This window comes from Candidatus Methylopumilus planktonicus (assembly GCF_000981505.1).
In the GTDB taxonomy this organism is placed as follows: Bacteria; Pseudomonadota; Gammaproteobacteria; order Burkholderiales; family Methylophilaceae; genus Methylopumilus; species Methylopumilus planktonicus.
Genome location: NZ_LN827929.1, coordinates 616,725 through 634,152, shown reverse-complemented (window position 1 = coordinate 634,152; position 17,428 = coordinate 616,725). Strand labels below are relative to the sequence as shown.

The 17,428-nt window shown below is 36.4% G+C and carries 14 protein-coding genes; 4 read left to right on the top strand and 10 right to left on the bottom strand.

Annotated features, from left to right (window positions below; genetic code table 11):
* Positions 1-23: 23 nt before the first annotated feature.
* From leuD to BN1208_RS03440, 8 genes are all read right to left on the bottom strand, one after another.
* Positions 24-659 (bottom strand): 3-isopropylmalate dehydratase small subunit, encoded by a 636-nt coding sequence (gene leuD / locus BN1208_RS03475; protein ID WP_046487909.1) that lies wholly within the window; start codon positions 657-659, stop codon positions 24-26.
* A gap of 3 nt (positions 660-662) precedes the next feature.
* Positions 663-2,066, bottom strand: coding sequence for a 3-isopropylmalate dehydratase large subunit (gene leuC, locus BN1208_RS03470; protein ID WP_046487907.1), 1,404 nt, complete (start codon positions 2,064-2,066; stop codon positions 663-665).
* Between the two features lie 8 nt (positions 2,067-2,074).
* Positions 2,075-2,569: a YajQ family cyclic di-GMP-binding protein gene (locus tag BN1208_RS03465; protein ID WP_046487906.1), complete on the bottom strand. Its 495-nt coding sequence runs from the start codon at positions 2,567-2,569 to the stop codon at positions 2,075-2,077.
* Positions 2,570-2,593: 24 nt separating this feature from the next.
* Positions 2,594-2,905, bottom strand: coding sequence for a pyrimidine/purine nucleoside phosphorylase (ppnP, locus tag BN1208_RS03460; RefSeq protein ID WP_046487904.1), 312 nt, complete (start codon positions 2,903-2,905; stop codon positions 2,594-2,596).
* Between the two features lie 11 nt (positions 2,906-2,916).
* Complete coding sequence (locus BN1208_RS03455; RefSeq protein ID WP_046487902.1) at positions 2,917-4,131, bottom strand: argininosuccinate synthase; 1,215 nt, start codon at positions 4,129-4,131, stop codon at positions 2,917-2,919.
* Positions 4,124-5,047: an ornithine carbamoyltransferase gene (argF, locus tag BN1208_RS03450; RefSeq protein ID WP_046487900.1), complete on the bottom strand. Its 924-nt coding sequence runs from the start codon at positions 5,045-5,047 to the stop codon at positions 4,124-4,126. The genes BN1208_RS03455 and argF overlap by 8 nt, the downstream gene beginning before the upstream one ends.
* Before the next feature lie 22 nt (positions 5,048-5,069).
* The gene (locus BN1208_RS03445) at positions 5,070-6,248 is read right to left on the bottom strand and encodes an aspartate aminotransferase family protein (protein ID WP_046487898.1); all 1,179 of its coding nucleotides are present in this window, start codon (positions 6,246-6,248) and stop codon (positions 5,070-5,072) included.
* Between the two features lie 66 nt (positions 6,249-6,314).
* On the bottom strand, positions 6,315-6,806 hold the full coding sequence (locus BN1208_RS03440; protein WP_046487896.1) for a urate hydroxylase PuuD: 492 nt from the start codon (positions 6,804-6,806) through the stop codon (positions 6,315-6,317).
* A 279-nt stretch (positions 6,807-7,085) separates the two neighbouring features.
* Between BN1208_RS03440 and BN1208_RS03435 the strand changes: the two genes are divergently transcribed.
* Positions 7,086-8,204 carry an aromatic ring-hydroxylating oxygenase subunit alpha gene (locus BN1208_RS03435; protein WP_046487894.1) on the top strand — a complete coding sequence of 373 codons (1,119 nt, stop codon included), beginning with the start codon at positions 7,086-7,088 and terminating at the stop codon, positions 8,202-8,204.
* Positions 8,201-9,064: a DMT family transporter gene (locus tag BN1208_RS03430; protein ID WP_052734675.1), complete on the top strand. Its 864-nt coding sequence runs from the start codon at positions 8,201-8,203 to the stop codon at positions 9,062-9,064. The genes BN1208_RS03435 and BN1208_RS03430 overlap by 4 nt, the downstream gene beginning before the upstream one ends.
* Here BN1208_RS03430 and BN1208_RS03425 read toward each other — a convergent pair.
* Positions 9,050-9,688 carry a response regulator gene (locus tag BN1208_RS03425; protein WP_046487892.1) on the bottom strand — a complete coding sequence of 213 codons (639 nt, stop codon included), beginning with the start codon at positions 9,686-9,688 and terminating at the stop codon, positions 9,050-9,052. The genes BN1208_RS03430 and BN1208_RS03425 overlap by 15 nt on opposite strands.
* A 12-nt stretch (positions 9,689-9,700) precedes the next feature.
* Entirely contained in the window at positions 9,701-11,410 is a 1,710-nt protein-coding gene (locus tag BN1208_RS03420; protein WP_046487891.1) for a PAS domain S-box protein, read from the bottom strand.
* 169 nt (positions 11,411-11,579) lie between these two features.
* Between BN1208_RS03420 and acs the strand changes: the two genes are divergently transcribed.
* Positions 11,580-13,556 (top strand): acetate--CoA ligase, encoded by a 1,977-nt coding sequence (gene acs, locus BN1208_RS03415; RefSeq protein ID WP_046487889.1) that lies wholly within the window; start codon positions 11,580-11,582, stop codon positions 13,554-13,556.
* Between the two features lie 44 nt (positions 13,557-13,600).
* Entirely contained in the window at positions 13,601-17,428 is a 3,828-nt protein-coding gene (locus tag BN1208_RS03410; protein WP_046487887.1) for a YhdP family protein, read from the top strand.

The window sequence follows — 17,428 nt, the reverse complement described above, 5'->3', positions numbered from 1 at the left end:
TTTATTTAGAAAGTCTTTCTAATTTAAAGTAGCCATGAATTTTTTTGGTAGTAAGTCATTTCAAACGCTTTAATGCTTTCGCTATGCTGCATTGTTAATCCAATATCATCTAATCCATTCATTAAGCAATGCTTTCTAAATGCATCCATCTGAAAACTTATTTTTTCATTCGAAGGAAGAACAATGGATTGATTTTCTAAATCAATTGTCAGGGCATAACCCTCATTTGCATAGGTAGATTTAAATAAGCGATCGATTATCTCACCAGACAAAACGACAGGCAGTAAACCATTTTTAAAACAATTACTAAAAAAAATATCAGCAAAACTAGTCGCCAAGATTACTCTAAAGCCGTAGTCTTCGATTGCCCATGGCGCATGCTCACGACTTGAGCCACAACCAAAATTCTCACGCGCGATCAAAATGGTTGCCTTTTCGTATCGATCTTGATTGAGAACAAAATCAGGATTTTTTACTCTTTGAGTTAAATCCATACCCGGCTCACCGTGATCGAGATATCTCCATTCATCAAAGAGGTGAGCTCCAAAACCTGTCTTCTTGATGGACTTCAAAAATTGTTTTGGAATAATTGCATCCGTATCTACATTTGCACGATCAAGCGGAGCCAAAATACCTGTATGAGTTACAAATGGTTTCATAAATTAATTTAAAGCTCTTATATCTACAAAATGACCATGAACGCTTGCAGCTGCTGCCATTGAGGGACTTACAAGATGTGTTCTACCACCTTGGCCTTGTCGACCTTCAAAATTTCTATTTGAAGTTGATGCGCAACGCTCTCCTGGGTCTAAACGATCAGCATTCATAGCTAAACACATTGAGCAACCAGGCTCTCTCCACTCAAATCCTGCGTCTATGAAAATTTTGTCTAGACCTTCTTTTTCAGCTTGAAGTTTGACAAGACCTGATCCAGGAACTACAAGTGCTAACTTAATATTTTTGGCGATTTTTTTGCCCTTAAGTACACTTGCCGCTTCTCGCAGATCTTCAATACGCGAATTAGTACAAGACCCAATAAAAATTTTATCGATACTAATTTGATTTATAGGAAGATTGGGCTCAAGCCCCATATAGATTAGAGCGTCTTCAATACTCTTTCTTTTCGACAAATCATTTTCTTTTTTGGGATCAGGCGTCATACCATCTATACCAACAACCATTTCAGGTGAAGTTCCCCAAGTCACTTGAGGGAGAATTTCATTTCCATTAAGCGTGATTATTTTATCGAATTTTGCATCTTTATCACTATGTAATGTTTTCCAATAGACTTTTGCTTTTTCAAACGCTTCACCTTTAGGTGAGAAAGGTCTATTTTCAATGTAGGATAGCGTGACTTCATCAACTGCAACTATACCTGCTCTTGCGCCTGCTTCAATTGCCATATTACAGATCGTCATTCTACTTTCCATAGAAAGAGTGCGAATAGATTCACCAGTAAACTCAATCGCATAACCTGTACCACCTGCTGTTCCAATTTTTCCAATTAAGGCCAAAGCAATATCTTTTGAAGTAATGCCTTTGTTTAATTTTCCCTCTACCCGCACTTCCATTGTTTTAAATTTTTTCAGGATCAAACATTGAGTTGCTAAAACATGCTCAACTTCAGAAGTACCAATACCCATAGCAAGAGCGCCAAATGCGCCGTGTGTGCTTGTATGAGAGTCGCCACAAACTATTGTCATACCAGGCAATGTGCTTCCTTGCTCCGGTCCAATGACGTGAACAATACCTTGACGACTATCATTCATAGGAAATTGTGTTAAACCAAAATGTTTACAATTCTCATCGAGTGTTTCGATCTGTGTCTTGGAAATAGGATCAGAAATTCCAAGTGAGCGATCTGTTGTTGGAACATTATGGTCAGGGACTGCGAGAACTGATTTATTTCTCCATACAGGCCTATGATTAATTCTTAAACCTTCGAAAGCTTGCGGACTTGTAACTTCATGAACAAGATGGCGATCAATGTAAATGAGATAAGTGCCAGCATCTTCTCTAACAATATGGCTCTCAAATAATTTTTCATAAAGTGTTTTTGCTTGCATGCGTCTTACTAATCCCTAAAATTTCCAAATTCAAGGGGAAAGTCTGAAATGCTTTTTTTAATGAATGCAATAGCATCTTGTAAGTTATCTCTTTTGGCACCAGAAACGCGAACGCTTTCACCTTGAATAGCAGACTGAACTTTTAGCCCGCTGTCTTTGAGCAATTTGACAATTTTTTTTGCAAGCTCAGTATCGATACCTGATTTTAATTTAAGCAACTGTTTTACTTTGTTTCCAGATACAGTTTGAATCTCTTGAGGTTCTATTCTTTTTGAGCTATCAGCCTCTTTTTTTTCCATAGCAGGGAGCAAAATATCTTTAATTTGACCCAATTGAAAATCTGAATCCCCGTAAAGAGTAATGGTTAATTCTTTCTCTGAAAATTCGACTTTTGCCGTTGTGCCCTTAAAATCGTATCGATTAATAATCGTTCGAGAGGCAACATCTATAGAGTTAGTTAAATTAGCCATATTTACTTCAGATGAAACATCAAAAGATGGCATACAGAATCTCCTTACTTAATAAATTTATTCGAAATGACAAACATAGTGAAGCGTATCTGATGTTTCAATTTCAAATGATGAATTTGCGGGTACAGAAAATTTTTGATCTTCTTTATACTCATTCCAATCAGAAGCGCCCTGTAATTTTACGCGGCAGTGCCCAGCGAGAATTTCCATCACCTCAGCCGCCTGTGTATTAAAAGTTAATGTGCTTGGAAAAATTACGCCAACCGTACTTCTTGTTCCATTTGGAAGAAGAATGGTATGGCTTACACATTTACCATCAAAATAAATATTTGCTTTTTTCTTTACACTTACATTATCAAATTGAGCCATTTAAATTCACCTTATTTTTTAATTTTTGCTGCGATTCTCATTCTTAAAGCATTGAGTTTAATAAAACCTGCTGCATCTTTTTGATCATATGCGCCTCCATCATCTTCAAATGTTGCAATAGAGGTATCAAAAAGAGAGTCTGTTGCGCTATCCCTACCAATCACACTGACATTGCCTTTATAAAGCTTCAATCTCACCCAGCCATTTACATTATTTTGCGTGTGGTCCATAAGTGTTTGTAATGCAAGCCTCTCAGGACTCCACCAGTAGCCGTTATAAATTAAAGAAGCAAATCTTGGCATCAAGTCATCTTTAAGATGTGCCACTTCACGATCTAGTGTTATAGATTCAATGGCTCGATGCGCTTTTAGTAAAATACTGCCCCCGGGTGTTTCATAACAGCCTCGAGATTTCATACCTACATATCGATTCTCCACAAGATCTAATCTACCTATACCGTGCTTACCGCCTATCTGATTAAGAGTCGCTAATAGTTCATGTGCTTTCATGGTTTTGCCATTAATACTAACTGGATCACCTTTATTAAATTGAATCTCAATAGTTTCAGACTCATTTGGAGCCTTTTCAGGACTTACAGTCCAACGCCACATATCCTCTTCAGGTTCAGCACCAGGATTTTCTAAATGACGTCCTTCATAAGAAATATGTAATAAATTGGCATCCATACTGTATGGGCTGCCACCATTCTTATGCTTCATCTCAACTGGAATATTATTTTTCTCTGCGTACTGAAGTAACTTTTCTCGACTAAGCAAATTCCACTCACGCCATGGCGCAATAATCTTAATATCAGGATTAAGTGCGTACGCTCCTAATTCGAAGCGAACTTGATCATTACCTTTACCTGTTGCGCCATGAGAAATAGCGTCTGCATTCGTTTTTCTAGCAAGCTCAATTAAACGTTTAGCAATAAGCGGTCTCGCAATAGAGGTGCCAAGTAAATATTCGCCTTCATAAATCGTATTTGCTCTAAACATTGGAAATACAAAATCTCGAACAAATTCTTCTTTCAAATCTTCAATAAAAATTTCTTTAACACCTGCAGCTTTAGCTTTTTCTTTTGCAGGCTCTAGTTCATCACCCTGCCCTAAATCGGCTGTAAAAGTCACCACTTCGCACTGATAGGTTTCTTGTAGCCACTTCAAAATAACTGACGTGTCTAATCCACCAGAGTAAGCTAAAACAACTTTTTTAATATCACTCATTTTTCATTTTTCCTACTAATAGGTATTCCATCAATGCTTTTTGAACATGAAGACGATTCTCAGCCTCGTCCCATACAACGCTTTGAGCGCCGTCAATTACTTCTGCAGTCACTTCCTCGCCTCGATGTGCTGGAAGACAATGCATAAACAAAGCATTCGAGGATGCCACTGACATCATCTCCTGATCCACTTGCCAGTCTGCAAAATCTTTTAAACGTTCTTCGTTTTCAGATTCAAAACCCATACTTGTCCATACGTCAGTTGTTACAATCTCAGCATCTTTCGCTGCATCCATAGGATCTTCAAATTCTTCAAAATGTTTATCGCCGTACAAGCCTGCTCGCTCAACTTCAACCTCATAACCTTTAGGTGTTGAAACATGCACATTAAAGTCTAATACCTCAGCCGCCTGGAGCCATGTATTACAAACATTATTTGAGTCACCAATCCATGCAACTGTTTTACCTTGAATAGTACCTCTATGTTCAATATAGGTAAAAATATCTGCAAGAATTTGGCAAGGATGATATTCATTCGTCAATCCATTAATCACAGGCACTCTCGAGTTTTGTGCAAATCGATCAATGATATCTTGCTCAAATGTTCTAATCATCACAAGGTCACACATACGAGAAATAACCTGTCCTGCATCTTCTACAGGCTCACCTCTACCCAATTGAGAGTCTCTCGTATTTAAATAAATTGCGGAGCCGCCTAACTGTTGAATGCCCGCTTCAAAAGATAATCGCGTACGAGTGCTCGCCTTTTCAAAAATCATTACCAAAGTTCTGTCGACCAGAGGCCAATACTGTTCGTATTCTTTAAATTGTTTTTTGATCCAACTTGCTCTCGCGAAAATATATTCAAACTCGTCTCGCTTGAGATCATTAAATCTTAAAAAATGTTTTGTTTTCATAAAATCAATTCTACTTAGAACGTTACTTTGCTAAAAAGGCTTTGATTACTTTGGATAGTCTCACAGTCAATTCTCTTGCTTCAGCTTCATTTATGATGAGTGCTGGTAAAAGACGAATCACTTTCTCTGCGGTGACATTTATCAGAAGGCCCTCTTCTAATGCTAATTTAGTTAAATCTCCACAAGGCTGATCAAGTTCAATGCCCACCATGAGCCCTAAATTACGCACCCCCTTAACCTGAAGGCAATCTTTTAATTGCTTAGTAAATTCTTCATTAATTAGTGCGCCCATTTTTGATGCATGGTTACAAAGCTTTTCCTCTTCAATAATATTCAATGTTGCGAAGCCTGCTGCAGTTGCTAATGGATTGCCGCCAAATGTAGATCCATGCTTACCTGGCGTAAATACATGACTTGCCTTACCTCTAGCTAAGCAAGCGCCTATAGGCACACCAGAACCAAGGCCTTTTGCGAGCGTCATGACATCAGGCTTAATCGAAGTATGTTGATGTGCAAACCATTTTCCTGTTCTACCAATACCACATTGCACTTCATCTAACATTAAAAGCCAATTATGTTGATCACAAATCTCTCTTAAGCCTTTAAGATAGTTTTGAATGTTACTTGGGATATTGATACCACCTTCGCCTTGAATGGGCTCTACAAGAATAGCAATCACATTATTTTTTCTTGAGGCAATTTGCTGAACAGCTTCTAGGTCATCGTAGGCTGCTCGAATAAACCCACCCACAAGAGGTTCGAACCCAGCTTGTGATTTACGATTACCAGTAGCTGATAACGTAGCCATCGTACGCCCATGAAATGCTTTTTCCATTACAATAATTTCTGGTGTTTCAATGCCATTTTGATGTCCATAAAGTCTTGCTAATTTGATAGAAGCTTCGTTTGCTTCACATCCTGAATTGCAGAAAAATACATTATCCATATGAGAAATAGCTGTGAGCTTTTCAGCTAATTTTTCTTGTTCAGCTATATGATAAACATTAGATACATGAATAAGTTTTGATACTTGCTCATGAATGGCTTTCACTAATTTAGGATGTGCATGTCCGAGTCCGTTAACTGCTACGCCGGATAAAGCATCCAAATACTTTTTACCATCTTTAGCCCAAAGCCACACACCTTCCCCTTTTTCAAAGGTTACGGGTTGTCTAGCGTAAGTATCCATCATTTTTAACATACAATTTTCCGTACTTATAAACACAAACGGAGGCTTAAGCCTCCGTTTATTTCAGCTTAAATTAAATTAAAGACCAATTAGTGCGCGATGACTCCATCCGTTTGACATAAAGAAGAGCATGGGGAGAGAAAGCGTTAAGTTGGTTCTTGATGCTAGAAAAGCTACTCTGCGTGCTTTAACTTTTTCATCATCCGAAGCTTGAACCATACCTAAAATCTTTTGTTGGTTTGGCCAAATTAAAACCCATACATTAAATAACATGATCGTGCCTAACCAAGAGCCGATACCGATACCTTCGTAACCGGTTTGTAAGGTAAATGCGTAAATGAAGTTCTCTTGCAGGATTGCAGCGCCTGCTAACCAAGTTGCTACAGCAGCCCATCTAAACCATAAAAGAGCTCGCGGTGCAACATGCTTTGTAATGCCGCCCGCTGAACCATCTGCGGCAGCATCTTTTAATGCAGGAATTTGCACTAAGTTAAAGTAGTAAAGTAAACCGATCCATGCAATTCCAGCCACAGCGTGGAGCCATCGAGCAAGTCCAGGTATATATTCCATTATTTAAGCTCCTACAAAATAAAGTTTTTAAGAAAAACGTAAAGTACTAGGGTTAGAACCAAGCCTGAAATGATTGCTCCTAAAATTGAATCCAGTGGATTTTTCATCTATAAACTCCTCCAAAAAAATACATAAATATTTAAAGGATGAGAGTAGCTTAAATACCCGATTTAAGCAAGATAGCGCGGTTAAAAGGCGAATTAAGTTTGCAAAAAAACCGATTTAAGGCAAAATTGCCCTAGTTTTTAAAAATCATTTCCTAATACTTAATAATCTCGTATGTTGACACTCAAGACGGATGATTCCCAAGCTAAGATTTTTAGTCAATTACCTGTTCATAGCTATATTGATCCTTCTATTTTTGAGATAGAAAAAAAAGCAATTTTCGATAAATATCCAAAATATTTAGGGCATCGCCTAATGGCGCCTCAGCAGGGTAATTACCATGTTTTAGAAGCGCTTAATAAATCAGCAGTTCTTGTAAATAACAACGGAAAAATTAACGTATTAAGTAACGTCTGTCGTCATAGGCAAGCACTGATGCTCGAAAATCAAGGCTCGGCTTCCCATATTGTCTGTCCGCTTCATCGCTGGACTTACAGTCTTGATGGCACATTAGAAGGTGCGCCCTACTTTAAGGAAAATCCATGTTTAAATTTGGAGTCATTTCCAGTAGAAGAAATCCATAACCTCATTTTTAAACAAACACATAAACAGTCATCGATAAATATCAAAGATGCAATGGAGTTTAAACAATTAAATCAATTATTAAATTTTGATGATTACAAACTACATAGCGTCAAAATTGATCATTACGATTTTAATTGGAAAACATTTATTGAGGTTTATCTCGAGGACTATCATGTTTGGGCATTTCACCCCGGTCTTAATAACATCGTGGATTGTGATGATTTATCATGGGAATTTAAAGCATTTTCATCTATTCAAAAAGTGCCTTTTAGGGAAAAAAATCAATCACAAAGCTCTGAAGTCTATGATCTTTGGAAATCCAAAATTAATGAACAAAGCGGCCATTCAAAACCACAATTTGGTGCAATTTGGCTGACAATCTATCCTTTCTTTATGATCGAATGGTATCCAAATGTTATCGTCGTTTCCCACCTCATTCCCGATGACGTTAATCATTGCAGAAATATTATTGAGTTTTATTACCCAGAAGAAACCATTCTTTTTGATCAAGACTATATTGCTGCGCAACAAGCCGCCTATAACGAAACTGCTCTTGAAGATAAAATTATTTGTGAAAAGATGCATGAAGGACGGCGTTCACTTTTCAAAAACAAACAAGAAGATATGGGCCCTTATCACGAGCCATTGGAAGATGGTTTAAAACATTTTCATCAATGGTATCAAACAGAAATGTCTTCCCACTTATGACAGATCAAAAAAAAGGCATGCTATGGATCATCGTAGCGACCTTCTTTTTTTCCCTTATGGGATCATTTGTAAAACTTGGTGCTTCACGTTTTTCTAGTGTTGAACTAGTGTTTTACCGTTCATTTATAAGCTTATTATTTCTTTTTATTTACATTGTTATAAGTCAAAAAGAGATTAAAACACCACACCTTAGAAAACAGATTGATCGCGGTGTTGTGGGCTTTTTGTCTTTAGCTTTTTTCTTTTATGCTATCGCAAATCTCAATTTAGGTTCTGCCATGACCCTCAATTACACCTCACCTATATTTCTTGGATTTTTCTTGCCTTTCATCTCACATCAAAAAATAAAAAAATCTATTTTACTATGCACAATTGTGGGCTTTTTTGGCGCTTTATTAATTCTTGATCCACACGGCGAATGGCAAAGTTGGTTTGCAGGTTTAATTGGATTAGTTTCGGGTATTGGTGCAGCTTTGGCTTACATTCACGTCATACAACTCAGCAAACTTAATGAGCCTGATTGGCGAACTGTCTTTTACTTCACACTTATATCTTCAATAGGCGCAGGATTGTGGATTAGCTTTACCGATTATCAAAAGTTGGTATGGAACGATATGTGGATACTGATTCCACTTGGCTTGTCAGCCACCATAGCTCAAATTGCAATGACACGCGCATATAGGCTTGGCAAGCCTCTTGTTATAGCCACCCTATCTTATCTAGCAATTGTTTTTTCAGGCATTATTAGTCTTCTATATTTTAACGAGACGATGAGGGTTGAGGATATATTGGGCGCAATTATGATTATTATAAGTGGCGCTATCGCGTCAAATATTAGCTTAAAATCAAGGATTAATTAAGCCGCAGCGAATAGCAATCAAAGCAATCTCTGCTGAATTATTTGCATTTAACTTTTGCTTAATATTATATAAATGCGTACCAACTGTTCTCGGACTGAGGCATAGCGTATCTGCAATGTCATTTGTACTTTTGCCTTTAGCTAATGCTATAAAGACTTCAAATTCTCGGTCTGAAAGAATTTCAATTGGATTTGTTTCTCCTGATAGCTGAGTAATGGCCATTTGTTGGGCAATACTAGGCTCTAGATAACGCTTTCCTTGATGAATAGATTTAATTGCTTTGATCAACTCTTCTGCAGCACTTCTTTTTGTTAAATAGCCCATCGCGCCTGCATTAAGTACTCGCTTAGGATGTACCGAGTCTTCATGAGCTGATAAAACAAGGATTTTGGTATTTTTATCTTTCGCCATAATGCGATCAATAGCCTCTATTCCACCGATACCAGGCATTGTGATATCCATAACAATAATGTCAGGTTTCAATTCTTGAAACAATTTAATAGCACCTTCTCCACTTTCAGCTTCACCGATGACTGTAATATCATCTTCGGCTTCGATAAGCATCTTAAAGCCCATGCGAACTACAGCATGATCGTCAACAAGTAATATCTTAATTTGACTCAATCTATATCCTTTTTAAATGGGCACTGAGATTAAAATCTGCGTACCCTGATTCTTTTTAGAAATTAATTCAAACGAACCATTCAAAGATTGAATGCGCTCTTGCATGCCCAGAATGCCAAAATTTTTGGTTTGATCAATTTTTTTAAGGTCCATACCTTGACCATCATCACTGAAGTTTAATTCCAAAAATCCTTTTTTAATTAAAACCAAATTAATTTTAATCGTTTTAGCTTGCGAATGTTTTAAAGCATTATTCATAGCTTCCTGAATAATTCGATAAAAATTAATATTTAAAGTTTCATTAAGGTGATTCAGGTCGCCTTTAATCAACAAATGAATTTTTAAATGTTCATATTGTTTTTGCCAAGTATTTACAGTGTCTTTTAGCGTTTCTGCTAAACCGAGGTTATCCAGCGCACCCGGCCTTAATTGCTTAATAATGCTATGCATCCCATCATATATCTGATTTGCAGCAGAAATAACAGAGTCTGCATTTTTTTCAATTTCAGGTGATATTTTTTTAGCCTTATTAGAAATGTTAGAAGCAAATATCTTAATGGCGGATACATACTGACCTAATTCATCGTGAAGCTCTCTTGCCAAACTTCTTCTTTCATCTTCAATATGACTTTGAATTAATTGAGTGAATTTTCTATTTTCTTCAAGTTTCAATTTTGACTCTTCTGCAATTTTCTTTTCACTAATATCTCTCATGCTGCATATGTCACCAATAATTTCATTCGTAATCGGATCTATAAGTGGCGAAAATGATATGGCGACATCCACTACTTCTCTATTTTTTTTAATTCTTTGCGTTTCTATATTGTGGATATTTTTTCCTGTATGAATTAATTGAAAGCTTTTTCTTAATTCATTTTCATGTGCTTTAGATGTAAGCACATAAGCAGATTTCCCTAATATTTCTTTTGGAGAATACCCAAATATTTTTTCAGCTGAAGCATTCCAAAAGGAAATTTTAGATTGAAGATCGTGAATAACAATAGCATCTGCAGTTTGTTGCGCAATTAATGCGAGCCTTTGATTCTCGCGAATCTTGGATTGGAGTGAATCGCCCATGCGATTGAAATTCTCTGCTATGACTGCAAATTCAGGTAAGTTAAAATTAGGAAGTCTCGCTTCGAAATCACCTTCACCCATTTTGGTAATTGCCTCAACCATAGGTTCAAGGGGTCGTAACCAGAAACCAAGCATCCAATACACCACGATATTTAATAATACAAAAAATACACAAGCGATCAAGAAGAAGTGGTTCATCTTGGCCCAAGATTCTTTTATGGCACCGGTGGGATTTGTTTTCACAATAAGCTTACCAAATCTTATTACTCTAGTATCTATAACTTCTTTAGGTGTTAGAGAAGTTTCAAACCATTTGGGAGGTGGAGGATCGTTTATACGATATTTGGAAGGGGGGGAGGCGTAGAGAAGTTCACCTTGAAGCGTGTATAAATTAATATTGCTGCTTCTAACATGGCCTAGCTCTTCTAAAAATCTCTTTAAGACATCATGAGTATAGCCCCATTCTGGATTTTGAGAAGAACTTATAATAACTGTATCTAATAGCTGCATTGTCACGCGATTGGCTGACTCTACCCCTTCTTGAATAGATTCTTTTGATCCCTTCATTATGGTGTAACCCATTGAAACAAAAAAGATCAGCAAGATGGCTGTAATTAAAAGATTTAATCTGACTCTTAAATTCATAATGTACTGTTAATAATCATTGTAATGGATGACTTTTACCACACATAAAGCCTAGCTCACAAGCGTTAAATAATGAAAATAATTGAAGTGTCATTTTTTCGCTTTACATAAAATAAATTACTACTAATAATAGATTTAATTTTTTAAGTTAAATTTAAAGTTAAACCGTATGAGTATTGAGTCAGTCTCAAGCGAACATAGAATATTTCATCCAGGTCAAGCGTTTGTAGGTCATGCCAATGTATCTGGCATGGCTGCTTACGAAAAACTGTGCACTTCTGCCAATAAAAATTATGAGAAATTTTGGGCTGATCTTGCTCGCGAGTTAATCATTTGGAAAAAACCGTTTACTAAAACGCTCAATGATTCTAACGCCCCCTTTTATAAATGGTTTGAAGATGGTGAATTGAATGTTTCATATAATTGCCTTGATAAGCATTTAATCACTCAGCCTAATAAAATCGCAATTATTTTTGAAGCTGACAATGGAGATATCACCAAAGTCTCTTACAAAGAGCTCTATCAAAAGGTATGTCAATTTTCAAATGGCCTTAAAACATTCAATTTAGATCTGGGTGATAGAGTTCTTATTTATCTTCCCATGGGTATTGAAGCAGTTGTCGCCATGCTTGCTTGCGCCAGAATTGGATTAACACACTCTGTCGTATTTGGTGGTTTCTCTGGGAAAAGCATTCAAGAGCGCATTAAAGATGCTCAAGCTAAACTCGTCATTACAGCAGACATTCAATTTCGAGGCGGTAAAACACTCCCCCTTAAATCTGCAGTAGATGAAGCATTTAATTTGGGCGGTTGTGAAACAGTCATTAGCACTATAGTGCTTAAGAAATCAAAAGAAGTGATTGAGTTAAAAGCTAAAGAAATTTGGTGGCATGAGCTTATTAAAAACCAATCGACGGATTGTGATCCGGTATATGTTAATGCCGAACATCCTCTATTTTTACTCTACACGTCAGGCTCAACCGGAACCCCCAAGGGCGTCCAGCACTCTTCAGCAGGTTATCTTCTTCATGCTATGAACACCATGAGATGGACATTTGATATTAAAGGGGATGATATTTATTGGTGTACCGCGGACGTAGGATGGATTACAGGACATACCTATGTGGTTTATGGTCCTCTTGCTATGGGGTCCACACAACTTATTTATGAAGGCATTCCAACTTTTCCGCATGCAGGTCGCTTTTGGCAGATGATAGAAAAGCATCATATTAGTATTTTTTATACAGCGCCTACAGCAATCAGATCTCTTATCAAGGCATCTGAATTAAATGAAGAATCTAATCCTGATGCTTACGATTTATCAAGTCTTCGTCTTTTAGGCTCAGTTGGCGAGCCTATCAATCCTGAAGCATGGATGTGGTATTACGAAAAAATTGGCCATCATCGATGCCCTATTGTAGATACATTTTGGCAAACAGAAACAGGCGGTCATGTTATTACACCATTGCCTGGTGCAACGCCATTAGTTCCAGGCTCTTGCACACTTCCCTTCCCTGGTATTGATGCTGCAATTGTTGATGAAGCAGGGCATGAAGTACCTTGGGGTACAGGCGGTTTATTGGTTATCAAGAAACCCTGGCCTTCAATGATTCGAACTATCTGGGGTGACCCTGAACGATACAAGAAGAGTTATTACCCTCAAGAACTAGGTGGAAAATTTTACCTAGCAGGTGATGGAGCTATCAGAGACAAAACGACTGGGTATTTCACTATTATGGGGCGTATCGACGATGTATTAAGCGTTTCGGGTCATAGGCTTGGTACCATGGAAATTGAATCTTCACTAGTTTCAAATCCTCTAGTGGCAGAAGCTGCAGTGGTTGGGAAGCCCCATGAAATTAAAGGTGAATCTATCGTAGCTTACGTGGTACTCAAAGGCAAAAGACCTGAAGGTGAAGAAGCAAAAGCAATTGTTAATCAACTCAGAGATTGGGTTGGAAAAGAAATAGGTCCTATTGCTAAGCCTGACGATATTCGATTTGGAGATAACTTACCAAAAACACGCTCAGGTAAAATTATGCGCAGACTCCTGCGCTCTCTTGCTAGAGGGGAAGAAATTACATCTGATATTTCAACCCTAGATAACCCATCCATTCTTGAACAACTAAAACAATCAATTCAATAATTTAAAGTAAAATAGCGTAAGTGGTTTAAGTTTAAGAAAGACCAATGAAACAAAAATTAATTCCTTACGTTAAAAAAATAGGTATTGCACTCGTCATTACCTACGTTTTTTTTATCGTTATCTCTAGCCTTACATTTCAATTTTATATTAAGCCTAACTTAAATAACTACAAATCAAGGATTGAAATTCTTGCTTCGGAGGCCACGGGCCAAACAATCAAAATAAATTCACTTGAAGGTCGATGGGATTTTATTAATCCAGAGTTTGCCTTAAACGAAGTTGTATTTTATGACAGCCAAAATAATAAAACACTTGCACTTGCAGAAATCAGCGCTGACTTTTCATGGTTAAGTCCGTTTTATTTAGCTCCAACACTTTCGGAAATAAAATTGAAGGCGCCTAAACTTCTTATGAGACGAGATGCAACTAATAAAATTTTTATTGGTGGCATACCCATTGATGGCCCGTCAAATAATAAATTAACAAACTGGCTTCTTAATCAAAAAAAAGTATCCATTGAACAAGGCGAGGTTGATTGGCATGATGAGTATAGGAAAGCACCAGCACTCACATTAAAAGATTTAAATCTTAGTTATAAAACACACTTTATTATCGATCTCATTGGTAAACACAAATTTAATCTCAATTTTAGAGTCAGTAATGGTGACAATCAATTTATTGATCTTAGCGGAAATATTTATGCAAAAAAAATTGAAGATATTTACTCCTGGGATTCTGAAGTTAAAATTAAAGCTGGGAATATTAATCTGGCAGCTTATACACCCTGGGTCGACTACCCAATCAAAATTAATGCTGGTACTGGTGATCTAAATTTAACTGCAAGCATTAACAATGCGGTGATTGATAAAATTAATGCATCAATTAAACTCACAAATTTTAAAACTGAATTGAATCAAGCTAATAAAAATGAGGTTAATTTTCGGAATTTTTCAGGCAATATTATTTGGTATTCTAGTAAAAAAGAACATCATGTTACATTTGAAAATCTTTATCTCCTTACTAATAATGGTATTAATATTGAAAATGCAGATTCGGCTATTACCATTTCATCTGAAACTAGTAAACCAACTGCATTCTCTCTTCAAATAAATAAGCTTCAACTCGATGCGGCAAGTGAAATATTGCAAACTATTCCTTACTTTGATGATGTTAAAAGTAAAATTGATGCAATAAAGCCATCTGGTTCTCTTTCTATGGTGGATCTTAAGTGGGTTGATGATAAAAGTATTGCATTAAGCCTTAAAGCCCAATTTGATAAGTTAAGCCTAAAAGCCTTTGGTGATTTACCAGGTTTTGAAAATCTTACAGGCTCGATTCATCTGACTGACAAAGATGGCTCATTAAAAATAAAATCAACTGATGTATCTCTTACTTACAATAAATTATTTAGAGAAGAACTCAAATTTAATGATTTGCATGGCGACTTGAAATGGACAAAAAACTATTTAATGTTTAAAAATATTAGCTTTAATAATGCATTTATTAACGGTTCAATTAATGGCAGTATTAAACATTCACTGGAAAAAGGGGCTTATCTAGATATCCAAGCTTCCATTCCTTTTATAGATTTGAAGCATGCAAAAACTTATTATCCAAAAACGATCGGTACCGAAAGTCTCCACTGGCTAGACACTTCACTCCTTGAGGGTAGCCTTGAAAATACTTTAGTTTCAATTAAAGGTTCGTCAGACGATTTTCCATTCGTCGATGCACAAAACCGTGCCGATCCTAATGAGGGCTCCTTTATTGTTACAACTACTGGTAAAAATACCCTGATCGAATATGGCACAGGCTGGCCGGTTATTGAGAAATTCGATTTTAATGCCTCAGTTAATGCTGGCACTTTCGAGTTGTTAAGTAAGAAAGGTCAATTTCTAGGTAACACCATTAAAGAACTTAAAACAAAGATTCCTGCAATAGCGATCGAGCATCCTATACTAAATCTTCAAAGCACACTTGATAGCCCAACACGTGAAGCTATTAAATTTATTAATAACAGTCCCATAAAAGAATCTGTTCAACATTTATTCGATGAAGCCACTGGGTCTGGAGAAGGAAAACTAAAAGTAAATATTGATGTCCCTATAGATAATCTTGATGCAATTACTTTTAAGGGTAATTACCAATTTTTAGATAGCAATCTAACTAACCCTGCGGTGGGGATTCCAAAAATAGAAAAAATTAAGGGCTTAGTCACTTTTGACGAAAAAAATGTCAAAACTGAAAATCTAACTGGTACCATGTTTGGCGGCAATACTAATATTTCACTCGTTGCAGACTCAAGCAAGGCTATTAAAGTTAAATTAAATGGAAAATTTACTGACAAAGGTATTGAAGAGAAATTAGGTACAAGTTTTTCAAAAATAAATGGCTCTGCAAATTGGGAAGGTCTACTGGAATATAAAAAACCCTTACTCAATATACAATTATCTTCTGATTTAAAAGGGATTGAAATGAGCTACCCTGCTCCATTCAATAAAGCGCGCGATAAGGAAGAAAAGTTTTACTTTACTAAAAAACAAAATAATACAAAAACAGATCAAATTGAATTTGCATATAGCAATATTGTGAGTTCAAAAATAACTCGTATCGAAAAAAATAATATTATGTCAATTGACAAGGGTTATATATCAATTAACTCAGACATTAAAACAAGTACGCAAAAGGGACTTTATCTCAATGCTAATTTACCCTATGTAAATTTAGATGACCTTATAAGTGTCTATAGCGAAGGAGATAGTGGCAGTGGTTTTAAGATAGATAAAGCAGATATAGCGCTCAAACATGCTGACCTCTTTGATAGACGATTTAATAATATGAAAATAGAAATAGCACCAGTTAATGCCAGTACAAAATTTAAAATTAGCTCAAACGAAACATCAGGTAATCTTTTATGGACTGAAAAAGATAACAAGCTAACTGCGAGACTAAATGCACTTAAGCTTCCAAATGAAATTAAAAAAATATCCTCAACACAAAGTTCAAGCAGCCAAAAAGTACCTAATTTAGATATCAAAATTGACTCCCTTGAAGTTGATGGTAAGAAAATCGGAAAGCTTGAGCTTGTTTCTGTGACTTCAAAACAAAATATTAATATTCAAAAATTTAAAATTTTTAATGACAAAAATATTTTTCAAGCAGAGGGAGATTGGATAGACTGGAATAAAAACCCTATATCTAATATTAATTTTAGCTGGAAGATCAGCAATCTAGGTGAAACACTTAATTTCCTTGGCTTTCCTAATTTTGTAAAGGATGGTGAAGCAGATGTATCTGGTCAATTGAGATGGCCAGGCAATCCTTTTTCTTTTGATAAAACTAAAGTAGATGGGTCCTTCAACCTTGATGTGCGTAAAGGTATAGTTCAAAAAGTTGAGCCTGGCATAGGAAGGCTCTTTGGACTCTTGACCCTGCAAAGCTTACCTAGAAGGCTCAGCTTAGACTTTAGGGATTTATTTGGGAGTGGCTTTGTCCTTGATACCATGAATGTAGCTGTTAGAGTCAATAATGGCATTATGAAAACAAGTAACTTTAGAATGGATGGTCCAGCTGCTGAAGTGTTTATGTCTGGTGAAATAAATATCATCAAGGAGACGCAGGATTTAAATCTTAAAGTAACGCCTCATATTAGTGATAGCTTATCAATTGCAGCACTTGCAGGGGGCCCGCTTGTAGGTGCGGTAGCATTTATCGCACAAAAAATACTCAAAGATCCACTTAATAAAGTACTAACCTCTGAGTATAGAATTATTGGTACGTGGGAAAAACCAGAAGAGGTAAATAATTCAGCGGCTGATAAAATTAAAACAACAATTGATAACACTAAGAACTTATTTAATGATAAAAAATAA

Bases quoted from the DNA above. Each gene is read 5' to 3' on its own strand.
- leuD (WP_046487909.1), bottom strand. From the start codon at position 659: ATGAAACCATTTGTAACTCATACAGGTATTTTGGCTCCGCTTGATCGT.
- leuC (WP_046487907.1), bottom strand. From the start codon at position 2,066: ATGCAAGCAAAAACACTTTATGAAAAATTATTTGAGAGCCATATTGTT.
- BN1208_RS03465 (WP_046487906.1), bottom strand. From the start codon at position 2,569: ATGCCATCTTTTGATGTTTCATCTGAAGTAAATATGGCTAATTTAACT.
- ppnP (WP_046487904.1), bottom strand. From the start codon at position 2,905: ATGGCTCAATTTGATAATGTAAGTGTAAAGAAAAAAGCAAATATTTAT.
- BN1208_RS03455 (WP_046487902.1), bottom strand. From the start codon at position 4,131: ATGAGTGATATTAAAAAAGTTGTTTTAGCTTACTCTGGTGGATTAGAC.
- argF (WP_046487900.1), bottom strand. From the start codon at position 5,047: ATGAAAACAAAACATTTTTTAAGATTTAATGATCTCAAGCGAGACGAG.
- BN1208_RS03445 (WP_046487898.1), bottom strand. From the start codon at position 6,248: ATGTTAAAAATGATGGATACTTACGCTAGACAACCCGTAACCTTTGAA.
- BN1208_RS03440 (WP_046487896.1), bottom strand. From the start codon at position 6,806: ATGGAATATATACCTGGACTTGCTCGATGGCTCCACGCTGTGGCTGGA.
- BN1208_RS03435 (WP_046487894.1), top strand. From the start codon at position 7,086: ATGTTGACACTCAAGACGGATGATTCCCAAGCTAAGATTTTTAGTCAA.
- BN1208_RS03430 (WP_052734675.1), top strand. From the start codon at position 8,201: ATGACAGATCAAAAAAAAGGCATGCTATGGATCATCGTAGCGACCTTC.
- BN1208_RS03420 (WP_046487891.1), bottom strand. From the start codon at position 11,410: ATGAATTTAAGAGTCAGATTAAATCTTTTAATTACAGCCATCTTGCTG.
- acs (WP_046487889.1), top strand. From the start codon at position 11,580: ATGAGTATTGAGTCAGTCTCAAGCGAACATAGAATATTTCATCCAGGT.
- BN1208_RS03410 (WP_046487887.1), top strand. From the start codon at position 13,601: ATGAAACAAAAATTAATTCCTTACGTTAAAAAAATAGGTATTGCACTC.